15 protein-coding genes and 1 pseudogene are annotated in these 16,047 nt (G+C 72.2%); 5 read left to right on the plus strand and 11 right to left on the minus strand.

Annotation, left to right across the window (positions count from 1 at the left end; translation table 11 throughout):
* Nucleotides 1-842: hypothetical protein (locus FHG89_RS10720; protein ID WP_139584224.1), on the minus strand; the 842-nt coding region annotated here is incomplete at its 3' end.
* A 235-nt stretch (nucleotides 843-1,077) separates the two neighbouring features.
* Here FHG89_RS10720 and FHG89_RS10725 point away from each other — a divergent pair.
* Both FHG89_RS10725 and FHG89_RS34295 read left to right on the plus strand, forming a co-directional pair.
* On the plus strand, nucleotides 1,078-2,631 hold the full coding sequence (locus FHG89_RS10725; protein ID WP_139584225.1) for a gluconokinase: 1,554 nt from the start codon (nucleotides 1,078-1,080) through the stop codon (nucleotides 2,629-2,631).
* 82 nt (nucleotides 2,632-2,713) lie between these two features.
* A pseudogene (locus FHG89_RS34295) lies at nucleotides 2,714-3,899 on the plus strand (GntP family permease).
* Between the two features lie 8 nt (nucleotides 3,900-3,907).
* Here the strand turns inward: FHG89_RS34295 and FHG89_RS32880 are convergent.
* Nucleotides 3,908-4,045, minus strand: coding sequence for a hypothetical protein (locus FHG89_RS32880; RefSeq protein WP_167517379.1), 138 nt, complete (start codon nucleotides 4,043-4,045; stop codon nucleotides 3,908-3,910).
* 156 nt (nucleotides 4,046-4,201) lie between these two features.
* Between FHG89_RS32880 and FHG89_RS10735 the strand changes: the two genes are divergently transcribed.
* Nucleotides 4,202-5,542 (plus strand): serine hydrolase, encoded by a 1,341-nt coding sequence (locus FHG89_RS10735; protein WP_139584226.1) that lies wholly within the window; start codon nucleotides 4,202-4,204, stop codon nucleotides 5,540-5,542.
* A gap of 7 nt (nucleotides 5,543-5,549) precedes the next feature.
* Here the strand turns inward: FHG89_RS10735 and FHG89_RS10740 are convergent, their stop codons facing one another.
* From FHG89_RS10740 to FHG89_RS10775, 9 genes are all read right to left on the minus strand, one after another.
* Nucleotides 5,550-6,320 carry a hypothetical protein gene (locus tag FHG89_RS10740; RefSeq protein WP_139584227.1) on the minus strand — a complete coding sequence of 257 codons (771 nt, stop codon included), beginning with the start codon at nucleotides 6,318-6,320 and terminating at the stop codon, nucleotides 5,550-5,552.
* Between the two features lie 55 nt (nucleotides 6,321-6,375).
* Nucleotides 6,376-7,134, minus strand: coding sequence for a MerR family transcriptional regulator (locus FHG89_RS10745; protein WP_139584228.1), 759 nt, complete (start codon nucleotides 7,132-7,134; stop codon nucleotides 6,376-6,378).
* Nucleotides 7,135-7,184: 50 nt separating this feature from the next.
* Nucleotides 7,185-9,563, minus strand: a complete 2,379-nt coding sequence (locus tag FHG89_RS10750) for a putative bifunctional diguanylate cyclase/phosphodiesterase (RefSeq protein ID WP_208760924.1) — start codon at nucleotides 9,561-9,563, stop codon at nucleotides 7,185-7,187.
* A gap of 174 nt (nucleotides 9,564-9,737) precedes the next feature.
* Nucleotides 9,738-9,914, minus strand: coding sequence for a hypothetical protein (locus FHG89_RS32885; RefSeq protein WP_167517380.1), 177 nt, complete (start codon nucleotides 9,912-9,914; stop codon nucleotides 9,738-9,740).
* 6 nt (nucleotides 9,915-9,920) lie between these two features.
* The gene (locus FHG89_RS10755; RefSeq protein ID WP_139584229.1) at nucleotides 9,921-10,154 is read right to left on the minus strand and encodes a zinc-ribbon domain-containing protein; all 234 of its coding nucleotides are present in this window, start codon (nucleotides 10,152-10,154) and stop codon (nucleotides 9,921-9,923) included.
* Nucleotides 10,155-10,362: 208 nt separating this feature from the next.
* Nucleotides 10,363-11,226, minus strand: coding sequence for an SRPBCC family protein (locus tag FHG89_RS10760; RefSeq protein WP_139584230.1), 864 nt, complete (start codon nucleotides 11,224-11,226; stop codon nucleotides 10,363-10,365).
* Complete coding sequence (locus FHG89_RS10765; protein WP_139584231.1) at nucleotides 11,219-11,776, minus strand: winged helix-turn-helix domain-containing protein; 558 nt, start codon at nucleotides 11,774-11,776, stop codon at nucleotides 11,219-11,221. The genes FHG89_RS10760 and FHG89_RS10765 overlap by 8 nt, the downstream gene beginning before the upstream one ends.
* 100 nt (nucleotides 11,777-11,876) lie before the next feature.
* Entirely contained in the window at nucleotides 11,877-13,220 is a 1,344-nt protein-coding gene (locus FHG89_RS10770) for a class I SAM-dependent methyltransferase (protein WP_139584232.1), read from the minus strand.
* Nucleotides 13,217-14,614 (minus strand): FAD-binding oxidoreductase, encoded by a 1,398-nt coding sequence (locus tag FHG89_RS10775; RefSeq protein ID WP_139584233.1) that lies wholly within the window; start codon nucleotides 14,612-14,614, stop codon nucleotides 13,217-13,219. The genes FHG89_RS10770 and FHG89_RS10775 overlap by 4 nt, the downstream gene beginning before the upstream one ends.
* A gap of 94 nt (nucleotides 14,615-14,708) precedes the next feature.
* Between FHG89_RS10775 and FHG89_RS10780 the strand changes: the two genes are divergently transcribed.
* On the plus strand, nucleotides 14,709-15,179 hold the full coding sequence (locus FHG89_RS10780; protein ID WP_208760925.1) for an aminoacyl-tRNA deacylase: 471 nt from the start codon (nucleotides 14,709-14,711) through the stop codon (nucleotides 15,177-15,179).
* Between the two features lie 153 nt (nucleotides 15,180-15,332).
* Nucleotides 15,333-16,040 (plus strand): RICIN domain-containing protein, encoded by a 708-nt coding sequence (locus FHG89_RS10785; RefSeq protein WP_139584235.1) that lies wholly within the window; start codon nucleotides 15,333-15,335, stop codon nucleotides 16,038-16,040.
* Nucleotides 16,041-16,047: the final 7 nt, after the last annotated feature.

Genomic DNA, 16,047 nt, shown 5'->3' on the forward strand with positions numbered 1-16,047 from the left:
CAGATCAGCGCGGGGGCCAGGCTGGGCGTGGGCGCCGGGGTGGCGGCGACCGCCACCTCCGCGCCGCCGGTCGGGTCGGACGGGTCCGACTCGATAAGCGCCGCCGGCACCAGCAACGCGACGGCCGCGGCCACCGCGACGGTCCGCCGCCCACCGGGCACCCGAGCGGTAAGCCGGGCCTGCGCGGGCGTGGCCACGGCCGGCCGGAACGGCTTGAGCTGGGCGTGCTCGGCGATCAGCTCGTCGAGTTGGGCGAGCACCGCGGCGCGCTGTTCGATCGCGTCGGCGAACGCCAGCGTCAGCTTGAACCGGAAGTCCGGCGCGGCGTCGGTGGGCAGCAGCAACCCAGAGGTACGCCGCCGGTCGAGCACCTGGATCAGGGTGACCGGCGCGGTCGGGTCGTGGGCCAGGCCGGTCATCCGGCCGTACGCCCAGTCACGCCTACCGCGTCCGCCGAGGAGCACCAGGCGGCGGCTGGTGATGACCGCCATGCCGGCGTCGGTGACGCGTACGCCGTCGGGCCGGCGCGGGCGCAGCGGCGCGTCCGGTGGGGCGACCGTGAGGTCCGGCGCGGGCAGCACCGTGGTGTGCCGCACCTCGACCAGCTGCGCGGCGGGCAACGCCCACAGCACCACCTCGTCGGCGGCCAGCTCCAGGGGCAGGCCCTCGCCTGCCGCGGCGGAACCCCGGAAGTCGGCGGCCAGGGAGCGTAGTCGCCGTAGCTCGTCGTCCCGGCGACGCCAGGCCGCCTCGGCGCCGCGGTACGTGCTGACCCGCAGCACGTTCTGCCGGTGCGCCCACCGGTACCGCCAGGTGGAACCCGTCGAATCAGTCTTCGCCACGCCGACTCCTTCGCCGCGTAGGCCACCAATCTGGGGTGTCACAGTGTTAACAGGGCCGGCGCGCCACCCGGAAACGCCGAAACGGACTAAATATCCAATCGGCGGAGCAACCAACACGATAGGCCGATACTGCTGCGTCGATTCGGCGTGCCGTGCGGAGCGGTCTCCGTCTCGGTAACGTCAGCCGCAGCCGGGTGGCGACGCCGCCGCACCGCCGTACCGAGGGGGTGAGGTCGTGCCACAGGACACCCGGCCCGCCGTTGTCATCGGCGTGGACATCGGCACCACCAGCACCAAGGCCGTCGCGTACGACACCGAGGGCCGACAACTCGGCAGCCACTCGGTCGGCTACCCGCTGGACGACCCGCAGCCCGGGTACGCCGAACAGGACCCGCAGCTCATCCTCGACGCGGTGCTCAAGTCGATAAGCATGGTCGTGGCGGAGCTGGTCGAGCCGGTGGCCGGGCTGTCGTTCAGCTCCGCCATGCACAGCCTCATCGGCCTGGACGCGGACGGCAACCCGCTCACCCCGTCGGTCACCTGGGCCGACTCCCGGTCGACCCGACAGGCCGAGCGACTGCGGGCGGTGCCGTCCGGTCTGGCGCTGCACCGGCGTACCGGCACCCCGATCCACCCGATGTCGCCGCTGCCCAAGCTGCTGTGGTTCGCCGAGCAGGAGCCGAAGCTCTTCGAACGCGTCGCGCACTGGGTCGGCATCAAGGACTGGGTGCTGCTGCGGCTCTGCGAGGCGCTTGTCGTCGACCACTCGATCGCCTCGGCCACCGGCCTCATGGACATCCACCGGCTGGAGTGGGACAGCGAGGCGCTCACCATCGCCGGCATCACCGAGGAGCAGCTCCCCCAGCTGGTCGGCACCACGGCCGTCCTGCCCGGGCTCACCGCGCAGGCCGCGGCGGTCACCGGCCTGCCCCAGCGCACCCCGGTGGTCGTCGGCGCCGGCGACGGACCCCTGGCGAACCTGGGCCTCGGCGCGGTGCACCCCGGCATGGTGGCCTGCTCGATCGGCACCAGCGGGGCGATGCGGGTGATGGTCGAGCAGCCGAGCGTGGACCCCCTCGGCGGGGTGTTCTGCTACGCGCTGACCGAGGACCGGTGGGCGGTCGGCGGCGCCATCAACAACGGCGGCATCGTGCTCAGGTGGGCCGGCGAGGCGCTCGCCCCGGACCTCGGCGAGCACTCCGAGGAGGAGCTGGTCGCCCTCGCCGCCCGCGCGCCGGCCGGCTCGGGTGGGCTCATCATGCTTCCGTACCTGCACAGCGAGCGGGCACCGCACTGGAGTGCGCTGCCGCGCGGCGCGTACGTCGGGTTGACCCACGGGCACCGCCGCGAGCACCTGATCCGGGCGGCGCTGGAGGGGGTCTGCCAGCAGCTCGCGCTGGTGCTCACCTCGGTACGCGCGGCCGGCAACGAGGTCCGCGAGATCCGCGCCGGTGGCGGCTTCGCCCGCAGCGGCCTGTGGCGGCAGATGCTCTCCGACGTGCTCGGCCTGCCGGTGAGCTTCCCGGCCGCGCACGACGGGTCGAGCTTCGGCGCGGCGCTGCTCGGCATGCAGGCGCTGGGCCTGATCCCCAGCATCGACGTCGCCGCCGACCTCGTCCGGATCGAGGAGACGGTCCACCCCGACCCGGCCGCCGCCGCCACGTACGCGGCGCTGCTGCCGCTCTTCGCCGAGCTGTACGACGCGCTGGTGCCCACCTTCACCTCGATGCGCCGGCTGGCACCCGGCCTGCCCGCGGAACCCGAGCCCCCAGCTGGACCCCCGATGTGACCCTTCGGCCGGCCCTCCTCGGGCCGACCCCGTCCCGAAGGTCGTGATCCCCGTGCCCCCACCCCCCGCCCTCGCCGCTTCGTTGAGCACGCTCGCCGCGCCGGCCGAACCGGTGACCACCGCCGGTGACGCCCAACTCGTCATCGCCGCCCTGCTCGGTATCGCGGCCGTGGTGCTGCTGATCGCCTGGGCGAAGGTGCACCCGTTCCTGTCGCTGATCCTCGGCGCGGCGGTGCTCGGCGTGGTCGCCAGCGTCGCGCCCGACAAGATGATCACCTCGTTCACCGCCGGGGTGGGTTCGACGGTCGGCGGCGTGGGGTTGCTGATCGCCCTCGGCGCGATGATCGGTGGCCTGCTCGCCGAGTCCGGCGGCGCGGACGGCATCGTCGGCCGGATCGTCAACCGGGTCTCCGGCCGGGCGCTGCCCTGGGCGATGGCCGGGGTGGCCGCGCTCATCGGACTGCCGCTCTTCTTCGAGGTCGGCGTGGTGCTGCTGGTGCCGATCGTGCTGCTCGTGTCGATGCGCACCGACGTACCGCTCATGAAGATCGGCATCCCGGCGCTGGCCGGCCTGTCGGTGCTGCACGGCCTCGTTCCGCCGCACCCCGGCGTTCTGGCCGGCGGTGATCACCGTGCTGCTGCCGGTGGTGCTGATGCTGGCGCGGGCGATCGGCGAGCTGACGCTTGACGAGGGCACGGCGGGGCGCAGGACCCTGGACATCGTCGGTACGCCGATCGTGGCGCTGCTCGCCGGGGTGATCCTGGCGATGTTCACGCTCGGCTACCAGGCCGGGTTCAACAGGTCCCAGGTCTCGTCCGTGATCGGCGGTTCCCTGCCGCCGATCGCCGGCATCCTGCTGATCGTGGCGGCCGGCGGCGGCTTCAAGCAGGTGCTTGTGGACGCCGGGGTCGGCAACCTGGTCGCCGACGCCGCCAAGGACGCGAGCCTCTCCCCGCTGCTGCTGGGCTGGCTCGTCGCCGTCGGCATCCGCGTCGCCACCGGCTCGGCGACCGTCGCCACGATCACCGCGGCGGGCATCGTGGCGCCGCTCGCGGCGAGCATGGACCGGCCGGCGGTTGCTCTGCTGGCACTGGCGATCGGCTGCGGCTCGCTGTTCTTCTCGCACGTCAACGACGCCGGCTTCTGGCTGGTCAAGGAGTACTTCGGACTGACCGTCGGGCAGACCATCAAGAGCTGGTCGGTGATAGAGACGATCATCTCCGTGGTCGGTTTCCTGGGCGTACTCCTGCTCGACCTGCTGTTGTAGCGACCGGGTCAGGCCGCCTCGACGCCGGAGATCAGGTAGCGACGGACGTCGGTCGCGCGGGCCTGCGCGATGACCTGGTCGCACTCGGCCAGGTAGTCGTCGCGCGCGTCCGGCTCGACGCGCAGGCTGCCGGCAATGATCAGCATCGGCTTCCCCCGGGTCGTGGAATTGCTGATGCGCGTGATACCGCAGAGTCATATTTATACCTCTGAGGTATATCGCCGAAAGGGACATCGCCGCCCGGACGGGTGATGGGGTTCCCGGTGGCCTCAGCGACCTCTCGCGCTTCTTATCGTGCAAACGTGAGGAAAAGCGACAAACGTTCTGGCGTACTCCTGAAGCTGCTGACGGCGGCGATCGCGCTCGCGGTCGTCGCGACGACCGGGCCGGCCACCGCGGACGGCCCGGGCCGCTGGCCCGGCGCGGACCCGGCGCAGCAGACCGAGCCGGGGTACGGAAGTGAGCCCGGCGACGACCAGGGCGACGAGCCCGGTGTCGACCCGATGCCGGAGCGGCCGCCGACCAGCGAGGTGTCGTGGTTGTCGTTCCCCGGCGGGGCGTTCGCGGTTGACCCGCTCGGGCACACCGTGCGCTACCGCGCCTGCGACGGCGACACCGGCCGGGTCGCCGATCCGGCCATGCGGGTCGCCGCCGGGGTGGCCAGCGGCGAGGTGACAGTCGACGGCAGAGGATTCCGCTACCGGGTGCCCCTGGTCGGGCGCGCTCAGGGCGCGCTCATCGTGTCCGGACCGCAGGCACAGCCGGTGGAGCTGACCGGCGTGGTGGTCACCAGCCCGCAGCCGCCCACCGACCCGGTGGCCGGAGCCCGGCTGTTCCCGCTCAGCGGGCAACTCGCCCGGGTCGTCGCCGACGCGAGCCTCAACCCGGCCGGAGCGACAGTCCGCGACCTGTCCGGCCGGTACGGCGATCAGCAGATCGCGGTCAACGGATCGCTGCGTCCCAAGGCCGCCAGCGTCATCAAGCTGTGGATCCTCGTCGAGCTGCTCCGCCGGGTCGACTGTGGACAGGTGTCGCTCGACGAGGGCGTGCTGGTCACCCCGGCCGACGTGGTCGGCGGCACCGGCCAGCTCCAGTTCGAGACGTTCCCGCAGGTGGTGACCCTGCACCGGCTCGCCCGATATCTGATCAAGTACAGCGACAACATCGCCGCGAACGTGCTGATCACCTACCTGGGCGGGTTCGCCCCGGTCAACGCGCTTATCGACTCGATGAACCAGCGGTCCACCATCCTGGCCCGCCGGATGCTCGACAGCGCCGCCGCCCAGCGCGGCGAGGAGAACTACACAAGCCCGGACGACGTGGTGTCCCTGCTCGGCGCGGTCTGGGACGGCGAGATCCTCACCCCCGCCTCCCGCGACCTGATGATCGGCTTCATGCGGGAGCAGACCCTGAACACCAAGATCCCGGCGGCGCTGCCACCCGGGGTGCCGGTCGCCCACAAGACCGGCGACCTGCCCGACGCCTCCCACGACGTCGGCTACTACCTGATCCCCGGCACCGAGACCGCAGTCGCGTTCCTCACCGCCGGGCCGATGGCAACCGGCGACGAGACGGTCCGCCGGATGGCCCGCACCGTCTACGACTTCCTGGTCACCCCCACCGAGGGCGCCGTCAAGGAGTGACAGGCCGTCAGGCCCCGGGGATGTTCGCTGGCGGGTCCTCGCCGACCACGTCCGCGGCCGGCGGATCGGCAGTCACCGACAGCCCGAAGTCCGAGTACGTCAGGTCGAGCTGGGCCGTCTGCGACTGCTGGCTGGCCAACTCGATGCGGTAGCGGACCAGCCGCCCCTCTTCGTCGACGGACGCGGTGAACGGCACCGCGCCGGCCCGGTCGCCCAGCACCGTGCCGACGCCGCTGCCCAGCACCTCGCCGCTGCCGCGCAGGTCCAACGTGCCGGCGTACTCCCGTACCCCCGTCTGCCGGACCCCGTCCGGCGCGGCCAGGGTGCTGGCCAGCCGCGTGTTGTCCAGGCCCTGCTTCGCGGCCGGAGCACCCGGCGCGCCCACGTGCCACCAGGTCTTGCCGTCCCAGACCGGGACGCGACGGTCCGGGGCGGTGACCCGCACGTAGACGTCCGGGCCGGTGGTCAGCCGCTCGATCTTCACCACGCCGGTGGGCACCTTCAGCGAGGTGGTCTCCAGACCACGCTTCGCCTTCGGGTCCCAGAGCACCACAGTGGCGTCGCCGTCCGCCCCGCCGGTGCCCACGGTCAGCTTGTACGGCTGCTCGTCGGCCTTGGCGGCGGCGGCCCTCAGCACACCGACCGGGTCGGTCGCGTCCACCGACGCCGTCGGGCGAGGCGCGTCCGGCTCGTCGCTCGCGGCGACCAGGGCCCACACCCCGGCGGCGACCGCCACGGCGAGGACAGCACCGGCGGCGATCAGCTTCGGTTTCTGCACGGTCATCTCCCCGGAGGCGGGTGCGGTCCGGCCAGACTAGCCGGACCGCACCGCGTCACGCGCGGCTGATCGCGTTGGCGTGGATCGCCTCGTTCAGGTACGCCGCCAGGCCGGGGGCGATGCTCTCGTAGTGCGCGGTGAACCGCTCGTCGGCCAGGTACATGTCCGCCAGGCCGGTGTGCATCTCGTACGAGCACTCGTAGAACCAGCGGCTGATGATCTGCCGGTGCTCCTCGGCCGACTCCATCGCCTCCGGGCTGTCCGCCGGCACGCCCGAGGCCATCAGCGCGACGATCCGCCGACCCCAGTCGTCGTTCTCCGCCTTGATCCGCAGCCAGTCTTCCTTGCCGTAGCGGGAGGCCCGGCGGTTCGACTCCCGGTACGCGTCGGTGTCACCCCACCGCTGCTCCGCCTCGGCCTCGTGCGCCTCCGGGCTGAAGTCGCCGAAGACCTCGAACCGCTCCTCCGGCGTGAGTTGGATGTTCATCTTGCTCGCCTCCATCGCGAACTCGATCGCCGTGACCATCTCCTGCAACCGCTTGAGCCGTACCGTCAGCAGTTCGTGCTGTCGGCGCAGGTGCGCGGCCGGATCGGCCGCCGGGTCGTCGATGATCGCGGTGATCTCCTCAAGCGGGAAACCCAGCTCCCGGTAGTACAGGACGAGTTGCAGCCGTTGCAGGTCCGCGTCGTCGTAGCGGCGGTAACCGGCCGAGGTCCGCCCGCTGGGCGAGAGCAACCCGATCTCGTCGTAGTGGTGCAACGTCCGCACCGTGACGCCGGCCACCCTCGCCACCTGGCCCACCGTGTACGCCATGGTTCCCCTCCCTTCCGGGAACCAGGCTCCCGCCTGCCGCTGCGTGAGGGTCAAGCCCGATTCTGACCCACCGTCGCGGCGCCGTCCGGCCGCCCGTACAGATAGCCCTGACCGCGCGGGCAGCCGATCGCGGTGACCGCCTCGTGCTGGCGTTCGGTCTCCACCCCCTCGGCGACCACCACCAGGTCGAACGCGCCGGCCAGCCGGGTGACCATCTCCACCGTGGCGTACGCCCGGTCGTCCGACCCCAGCCGGGCCACGAACGAACGGTCGATCTTCAACTCGGTGGCCGGGATGCGGTGCAGGTAGCTCAGCGACGAGTAGCCGGTGCCGAAGTCGTCGATGGCGATGGCGATGCCCAACTCCCGGAGCTGGTGCAGCCGCTCCAGCACCGCGTCGGTGCCCTCGATCAGCGCCGACTCGGTCAACTCCAGGGTCAACGCGCGCGGCGCCAGCCCGGCGCCCGCCGTGGCCGCGGTGACGGTGGCGATCAGGTCCGGCCGGCGCAGGTGCGCGGCGGCGATGTTCACCGCCACGGTGGCCTCCGGCGCCCGTACCCGCCACGTCGCCGCCGCCCGACACGCCTCATGGATCACCCACCTGTCGATCGGCAGGATCAGCCCGGTCTCCTCGGCCAGCGGCAGGAACCTCGCCGGCGGCAGCATCCCGAGCCGCGGATGCCGCCAGCGCACCAGCGCCTCCGCGCTGCGGACCGCGCCGGTGCCCAGGTCGACGATGGGCTGGAACTCCAGGTGCAACTGCTCCTCGTCCACCGCCCGACGCAGGTCGGCGATCAGCTCGGCGCGGGAGACGGCCGACTCGCGCAGCCCTGGCGTGCACGTCCGGTACGCCGACTTGCCTGCCGCCTTCGCCGCGTACATGGCGATGTCGGCGTCCCGCAGCAGGTCGGTGTGGGACGTGTGCTGCGGGCCGTACTCGGCGATGCCGATGCTCGCCGACGGGTGCACGCCGACGTCGTCGTCGCCGTCGGAGGGGCGCAGGGCGTCCAACAGTCGTTCGGCGAGCCGCTCCGGCGACACACCCCGGTCGCGGTCCACCAGCACCGCGAACTCGTCCCCGCCCAGCCGGGCGATGGTGCCGTCGTCGTCCACGGCGGCACGCATCCGGGCCGCCAGCCCGGTCAGCAGCGTGTCGCCTGTGGCGTGCCCGAAACGGTCGTTCACCTGCTTGAAGCCGTCCAGGTCGAGCAGCAGCACGGCCACCGGCCGTCGGTCGCGCAGGGCCAGCCGCAGCAACCGGTTGAACAGCAGGCGGTTGGGCAGCCCGGTGAGCTGATCCCCGTACGCGAGCCGGCGCAGCCGGGCCACCAGACGCAGGTTCTCGTTCGCGGCCAACCCCTGTCGTACGGCGAGGGCGGCGAGCAGCACCATCATCGACACGAAGATCAGTTGTGGGGTCTGCCCGGTGGGCCGCCGGGCCAGCAGCACCGCGATGATCGCCCCGCCCACCGGCAGGTACGGCAGCGCGACCCGCCACCAGGGCGGAAGCGGCGACTCGGCGGTCTCGTCGGTGCCGTCGCAGTCCGGCGGCGGCGGGTACCGGGTGGCCAGTCCGATCAGCAGGTAGCTCAACGGCCAGCACAGGTCGATCGGATGCCCGGCGGTGTAGTCGGCGCGGGCGACAAGCGACACGTAGACGACGTCGGCGACGACACGCAGGGTGAGGCTCGCCGCGAGCACGCTCATGGGACGCCACATCGGCCGGACCGGGCCGGAGACCGCCACGAGGATGGTGAGCTGCATCAGGTCGAACATCGGGTACAGCAGCCCCAACGTGCGCGCCGGGTCCGCCAGCTCGGCGGCGGCCACCCCCCGGAACACCAGCACCCAGCCGACCGGCACCAGGGCCAGCGCGACGATCACCCCGTCCAGCAGCGTCCGGGCCCGCCCGACCCCGGTCCGTGGCGCGGAGGGGGAGCTGAGCAGCGCGGCGGTGCCGGTGAGGATGCCGACGGTGAAGACCGCCCCGACCAGCGGGGTGTGCGGCAGGTCGCCGCCGACGAGTCGCTGCGCCGTCCAGATCGCCCGGCCGCACGCGGCGAGCGCCATGGTGACGGCGAGCAGCATCCAGAACCGGCGCAGCGGGGCCGGATGGCGACGGGCCACCCGGGCGCACGCGACGGTCGCCCAAGCGGCGACCAGCATCCCGCCCAGGTCGCTGACCAGCGCGGCGCCGGGCAGCGCGGCGACGAGCCAGAACGCCTCCAGGAGAACGACCGAACCCGCGGCGACCAGCCCGGCGCGGCTCAGCCGGGCCGGCGCGACGCCGGTGGTCACCACGCGGCCCGCCACCTCGCCGCCGGGCCGAGCTACGCCTGCCGGATGACCGACGGCCGACGCCCCCGCCAGAGCGGTCGGTTCGGCAGCGGCGGGCTGGCCCGCCGCCTGCTTCACGTCCTGTCGCGACACGGTCGCTCCGGCTCTTCGTCGTGCGTGCACCCTCGGCGGACCTGTCCACGGCAAACCCCGAAAGCCTAGCCAGCGCCCCGGGTGCCCGCCAGGTCCGGACGGCCGCGCACATCGAGCCGATCCGGCCACAATGGAGCGGCCCGGCCCGGTGGGCGTGGATGCGCGACGGATGTGTCAGCGGCCGGCGGAGCGGTTCCACGGCGAGCGGGGCAGGCTGGTGCCGGCCAGGGGGCGGCGGGCACGACGACGCCTGCGCCGGCCGGGCGTGCAGGGCGGGCGTACGGCGGTGTGCACCGGCGGGGCGGAGGACGGCGGCGGCCGACGGATCAGCCAGCAGAGGAAGCGCTCCATCGACGCTCAGCCGACCGGGAGGCGTTCGGCGTCGGACTTGGAGATCTCGTACTGCGCCCCGCAGAACGTGCACTGCTGCGCGTACCTGGTGCGGATCGGGATGAGAGGAATGAAGAAGAGGGAGAATTTCGTCGAACGGCGGGTGATCACCTGCGCGGCGTGGTTGCCGCAGTGCCGGCAGACCTGCTGCACGACACCGGACCGGTCGACCTTGGTACGCAGACCGAAGATGAAGAACATCGCCCGCCATTACCCACTGCACAGCGAAAAGTCACCGGATCCGCCCGATGGATCAGGCCAGTCGTCGGCCTGCATGCACAAGATCGTGCTCGATCCTGGATGTAGTGGCCTCCGGGGCGAACGGGACCACTACATCCGTGATCGAGCACGATCAAGGCGAGACGGTAGGGCGAGCACGATCAAGGCGAGACCAGCAGGGCGGGGTGGATCAGCTGGCGGGCTCCAGGCCGGGCACCTCGGCGGGGAGCCAGATCGGCTGCCAGGCCGGCACCTCGTGGAAGCGGCGCAGCTCGGCCAGCCCGGCGACCGACCCGCTCCAGGCCGCGTACGGGGGGTTGGTCTCGTCGAAGCCGCTCTGGACGAAGGTCAGGGTGGTCCGGCCACCGGACTCGGCCAGCTCCCAGCTCGTGACGCCGGTGGGGCCCCAGTCGACGGACATCCGGCGGCCCGGCTCCAGGTCGACGACCTTCGCGGCGTACCCGTTCTCGAAGCCGCCCATGGCGTACCGGCCGCCGACCCAGGGTTCGATGCCGATCGGGTAGCCGAACCAGGCGCTGGCCTGCTCGGAGTCGGTGAGCGACTCCCACACCTTGTCGGCGGGGGCGGCGATGACCAGCTCACCGCGCAGGTCGGCGGAGGTGAAGTCGGTGCGGGGCAGCAGCGGCGCGCCCTCCAGGTGGGCGGCCAGGTTGGCGATGGCCAGCGACCAGAACGTCTGGAGCACACCCCGGATGCTGGAGCCGCTCATCGCCTCGGCGAAGTCGAAGTGGCTCTGGGTCAGGTTCAGCACGGTGCTGTCCGGGCCGTCGGCGGTCAACTGGAACTCGGTGGTGGTCTCCACCCCGTCGAGCAGCCAGCCGAAGCGCAGCGTGTCGTCGTCGGCGTGCAGCAGTCGCTGGTGCGGGGCGTCGCCCTCGGGCGTGTAGCGACCCCAGAACTCGTACCGTTGGGGCAGCTCGACCTCGGCGTGTTCGGCCAGCCAGATCCGCAGCTCGGCCGGGTCGGTCAGGGCCGCGCGGACGCGTCCGACGGGCGCGGACAGGCGGGCCTGCAGCTTCATCAGTTCAGTCATTGTCGTTCCCTTTCGGATAGCAGGCGACGGCCAGCTTGAAGGCGTCGCCTTCGCTGCCGCCGTAGCGGGTGAACAGGTCCTGAAGTGCGGTTTGCAGGTCGTGCAGGAACTGGGGGCGCTGCTCGGCGGGCACCCGGATCTCGCCGGAGACCCCGATCGAGGGCAGCTCGGGCGCGGCCCGGTCGAGGGCGGCGATGTCGGCCTGGACCTCCTCCATCAGGTCGAGCAGGTAGCCAAGGCTCAGCTCGTCGCGGGCCTTGCGCAGCCCGATCCGGCCGACCAGCCGGGGGGACAGCCAGTACGACCGGGCGGCCGCCTGGTAGATGCCCTCGGTGATCCCGCGGACCTTGCGCTCGTTTACCAGCTCGGCCAGGCCGGCCGCGACGAGCTGCTTGACGTGGTAGTAGACGCGCTGTGGCGTCTGGTCGAGTCGGGCCGCGACCTCGGTGCAGGTGCGCGGTTCGGCCAGTTGCCGCAGCACCTCGACGCGCTGCGGCTTGAGCAGGGCTTCGGCCTGCTCGATCTGCTCCAGGTACAGGACGTCTCTCATGGCAAAATCAGTTTGTACGTACAAAATTTGTTTGTCAATCGGTTCGCGAGAAGCCGCGCCGACTTTCTCGACGCGGCTTCAGGCAGCTGTCAGTAGATGGTCAGGGCAACCAGTCGGGCCGCAGCGGGTAGCTGCTCACACCCTCCGGGCCGTTGTGGGTTGCCAGCACCTGGTGCAGTTGGATGCCGTTGCGCTCGAACGCCATCCGCGACCCCGCCATGTACAGCCCCCACACCCGGGCGGTGCCCGCGCCCACCTCGGAGACGCAGAAGTCCCAGTGCTGCACCAGGTTGCGACACCAGGCGGCAAGCGTCAGCGCGTAGTGCTGGCGCAGATTCTCCTCGTGGTGCACCTCAAACCCGGCGTCGTGCACCTCGCTGATCAGCCGACCCGGGCCGGCCAACTCCCCGTCCGGGAAGACGTACCTGTCGATGAACGCCCCGGAGCGGTGCGGCGCCCGATTGTCCGCCCGGGTGATGCAGTGGTTGAGCAGCCGCCCACCCTGCCGCAGTCGACTGCGCAGCGCCCCAAAGTAGGCCGGGTAGTTGCGCACCCCGATGTGCTCGGTCAACCCGATCGAGGAGATTGCGTCGAACTGCTCCGCCGGCGCGTCCCGGTAGTCCAGGTGCCGCACCTCGGCCAGCCCGGTCAGCCCCTCCCGCTCGATCGCGGCCTGCGCCCACTGCGCCTGCGCCTTCGACAGGGTCACCCCGAGCGCCTTCACCCCGTACTCGCGGGCGGCGTGGCGCACCATGCCACCCCAGCCGCAGCCCACGTCCAGCAGCCGCATCCCCTGCTTGAGCGCCAACTTGCCGGCGACCAGGTCGTACTTCGCCGCCTGAGCCTCTTCGAGGGTGTCGTCCGGAGACCGGTAGACCGCGCAGGTGTACGTCATCGACGGGCCGAGCACCTTCTCGTAGAAGGCGTTCGAGACGTCGTAGTGGTGGGAGATGGCAGTGCTGTCGCGCACCCGCGAGTGCCGCAGCCCGTTCATCACCCGCTTCCACCGCGGCTGAGCCTCCTGCGGCGGTGCCGGCGGCGGCATCAGCCGCTCCCAGCCCAGCCCGCGGACCAGCGCCACCCCCTCCGCCAGCGACGGTGGCCGCAGGCGCAGCTCGTCCTTGAGCACCCGCAACGCCTCGTACGGGTCGCCCGGATGCACCCCCTGCAACGCCAGGTCACCGCTGACGTACGCCCGGGCCATGCCCAGGTCACCGGGGGCGGTGAGCAGGTACGACAGCCCCCGCTCGGAACGGATCGCCAGGGTGATGCCGGCGTCGGACGGGCCGACGGCGCTGCCGTCGTACCCCGTGATCCGCACCGGAAGTGGCCCGGCGGTGACCGCGCGGACGACGTCGGCGACGGTTGGACCCGTGTGCCGGCCCCCCGCCGGCGGGGTGGCGGGGACGCTCGCCGCCCCCTGATCTCGGTCGGTCAGGCTCATGCTCGTGCTACCGCCTTTTCGTACAGTCCCGTCAGCCGGTGGTCCGGGTCGTAGCGGTCCTTCACCGCGCGCCACGTGTCGCCGCCGTAGAGGCGATCGAAGGCGTCCCGGTCGTAGTACGCGTCGGAGTAGAGCGACTTGTGCCCGCCCGACTCCGACACCCTGCGTTCGATCGTGCGGTTGACGTCGCCGTCCGCGGCGCCCGGCGCGATCGGCACGCTCCCCCAGAACCCAATGTTGACGTAGTCCTGCCCCGGCTGGAGCGGATACAGCGGCCAGGACCGCGCGGAACCGGGACCCGCCGGTTCGCGCAACCGCAACGGACACAGCCACACCGGGTTCATCCCCACGCTGCCCGCGAACCAGCGCAGGAAGTCGGCCGTACGTTCCAGCGGGATCTCCACGTCCTGCACGACCCGTTCCCGGGCCGGCTGGCCGCGCAGCCTGTCGATCCGCGCCGCCACCTGGTGCCGGTGTTCCAGCCGGACCAGGCGGTGGTAGAAGTCGCTGCGCCGGTACCGCGACGGCCAGAGCCGGCGTACCACCGGGTGCTGCGCGCCGAACGCCGCCGAGCACCAGAACCAGTCGGTGTCCCAGCGCCAGAGATAGTCGTACGCCGTGAGCACGTCGCGGGTGCGCTGGCGCAGCGACCGGTAGTAGATCGCCTGGCCGGTGTAGTCGCTGGGCGGGCCGGCCGCGTCGGTGAACGTGGCAAGCAGCAGGTACGCCTCGCCGGGGCTGAACATCACCCCGTCCATCGCGTCGACCTGCTCACCGGCCCACGACCGGGTGGCGGTCACCTCGGCTATCGCGTCGGTGAGCGCCTCCAGCCGGGTGAACCGGATGTTGCGCAGCGCCACGTACCGGCCGACGGGTTGCAGCTCGATGCGCAGCCGGGTGGCGTAGCCGAGGCTGCCCAGCGAGTTGGGGAATGCGGTGAACAGGTCTGCGTGCTCCCCGTCGGGACGCGCGGTGATGATCTCACCGGTGCCGGTGAGGATGTCCATCTCCCGTACCGACTCGTGCGGCAGGCCGTTGCGGAACGAGGTCGACTCGATCCCGAGCCCGGTCACCGCGCCGCCCAGCGTGATGGTGCGCAACTGCGGCACCACAAGCGGCATCAGCCCGTGCGGCAGGGTCGCTTCGATGAGGTCCTCGTACGTGCACATGCCCTGCACGTCGGCCGTGCGCCCGGTCGGATCGACCGAGAGCACGCCGTTGAGGCCGCTGACGTCGAGGCCCGGGGTCCGCGGTGCGGACCGGGGGCGGAACAGGTTGGAGGTGCGTTTGGCGAGCCGGACAGGTTCGCCCGTGGGCACCGCGGCGTACGACCGCCGCAGCGTGTCCACCGCTTGATCATGGTCAATGGGGTGATCCACACGCTCAGCGCGCATGTGATCACCTTACGCCTGCACCCGGGAGAATCGTGGGATGTCCTCACCGGCCGTTTCCCGTCCCGCAGCAGGTCCGGCGGTTACCGTGGCGGTCATGCCGTCGCCCGCGATCGCCGCCCTGGACGCCTCCGGACTGCCGTACCGGCTGGTCAGCCACGGTGCGGTAGGCAGCCTGGCCGAGGCCGCGGCGGTCCGGGGCGTGGCCGTCGCGGACGTCGTCAAGACGATCGTCGTCCGCCGGGGTGCCGACGATCACCTGTTCGTGCTCACCCCCGGCGACCGGGTCATCTCCTGGCCCAAGCTGCGCGCCCTGCTCGGCGTGCACCGGCTCTCCATGCCGGACGCCGCCGGGGCCCTGGCCGCCACCGGCTACGAACGCGGCACGATCACCCCGTTCGGCGCGAGCACGGCCTGGCCGGTGATCGCCGACGAGCGGCTGCGCGGCCGGGAGATCACCCTCGGCGCCGGCGAACGGGGTCTCGCCATCGCGGTCGACGCCGACGCCGCGATCACCACCCTCGACGCCACGGTGGCCGACGTCACCGACCCGCAGCCCACCCGCTGAGCACTGCCGCCGGCGGCGGCGGCACAGCCTAGTGTTGGGGCATGCCGGACGCCGAGATGGTGCGTGACCGGGTGGCGTTCTGGAAGGACGTCCGGGTCGTCGACTGACCCACCGACTGGCCGTGCCCGACGGCGGTGGGTGAGGATGGCCCGTATGTCCGCGCCCGAGGAACGCCCCGACCCCGCCGGCACCGTCTACGGCGGCCGTCGACGGGCAGCACGTTCCGGCCCGCTCGCCGACCCGCTGCTGCGGGTGGCGCTCGGGGTGGGGCTGGTGGGCGTACTCCTCGGGGTGGTCTTCGCGACCGGGCTGCTCGGCGGCGGTGGCGATCCGGTGGTGCCGGCCACGGTCGGCGCGCCGTCCACCCCGGCGGCGGAGCCCACCAGCCCGGCGGCCGAGCCGAGCCCGACCCCGTCGGCCGAGCCGTCGCCGACGCCCTCGGTGGCGCCGACCACCGGGCCCCGGGTGCTGCGGGTCGCGTCCGGGCTCTGTCTGGGGCTCGACGGCGACGACAAGGAGGCGGGGGCCGTGTTGGCCGTCTGCACCGGCGGGCCGGAGCAGCAGTGGGTCGTCAACCCGGCCGGCGCGGACGTGGTGACGCTTACCAACGCCGCCCACGGGCAGTGCCTCGACGTCGAGGGCGGCAGTACCGACGACGGCGCGCGGTTGCTCCAGTTCCCCTGCCACGGCGGGGCCAACCAACAGTGGCGGCTGTCCCCCACCGGCACCGGCCCGGTGCTGCTGGTGGCCGCGCACAGCGGCAGGTGCGGGCAGGCCGACGACGACGGCGACGAGCCCGACGACGAGATCCGGCAGCGCGCCTGCGACGGCCGCCCCGCCCAGCAGTGGACCCTCGGCTGACCGTCCG

The organism is Micromonospora orduensis, assembly GCF_006228125.1.
Lineage (GTDB): Bacteria > Actinomycetota > Actinomycetes > Mycobacteriales > Micromonosporaceae > Micromonospora > Micromonospora orduensis.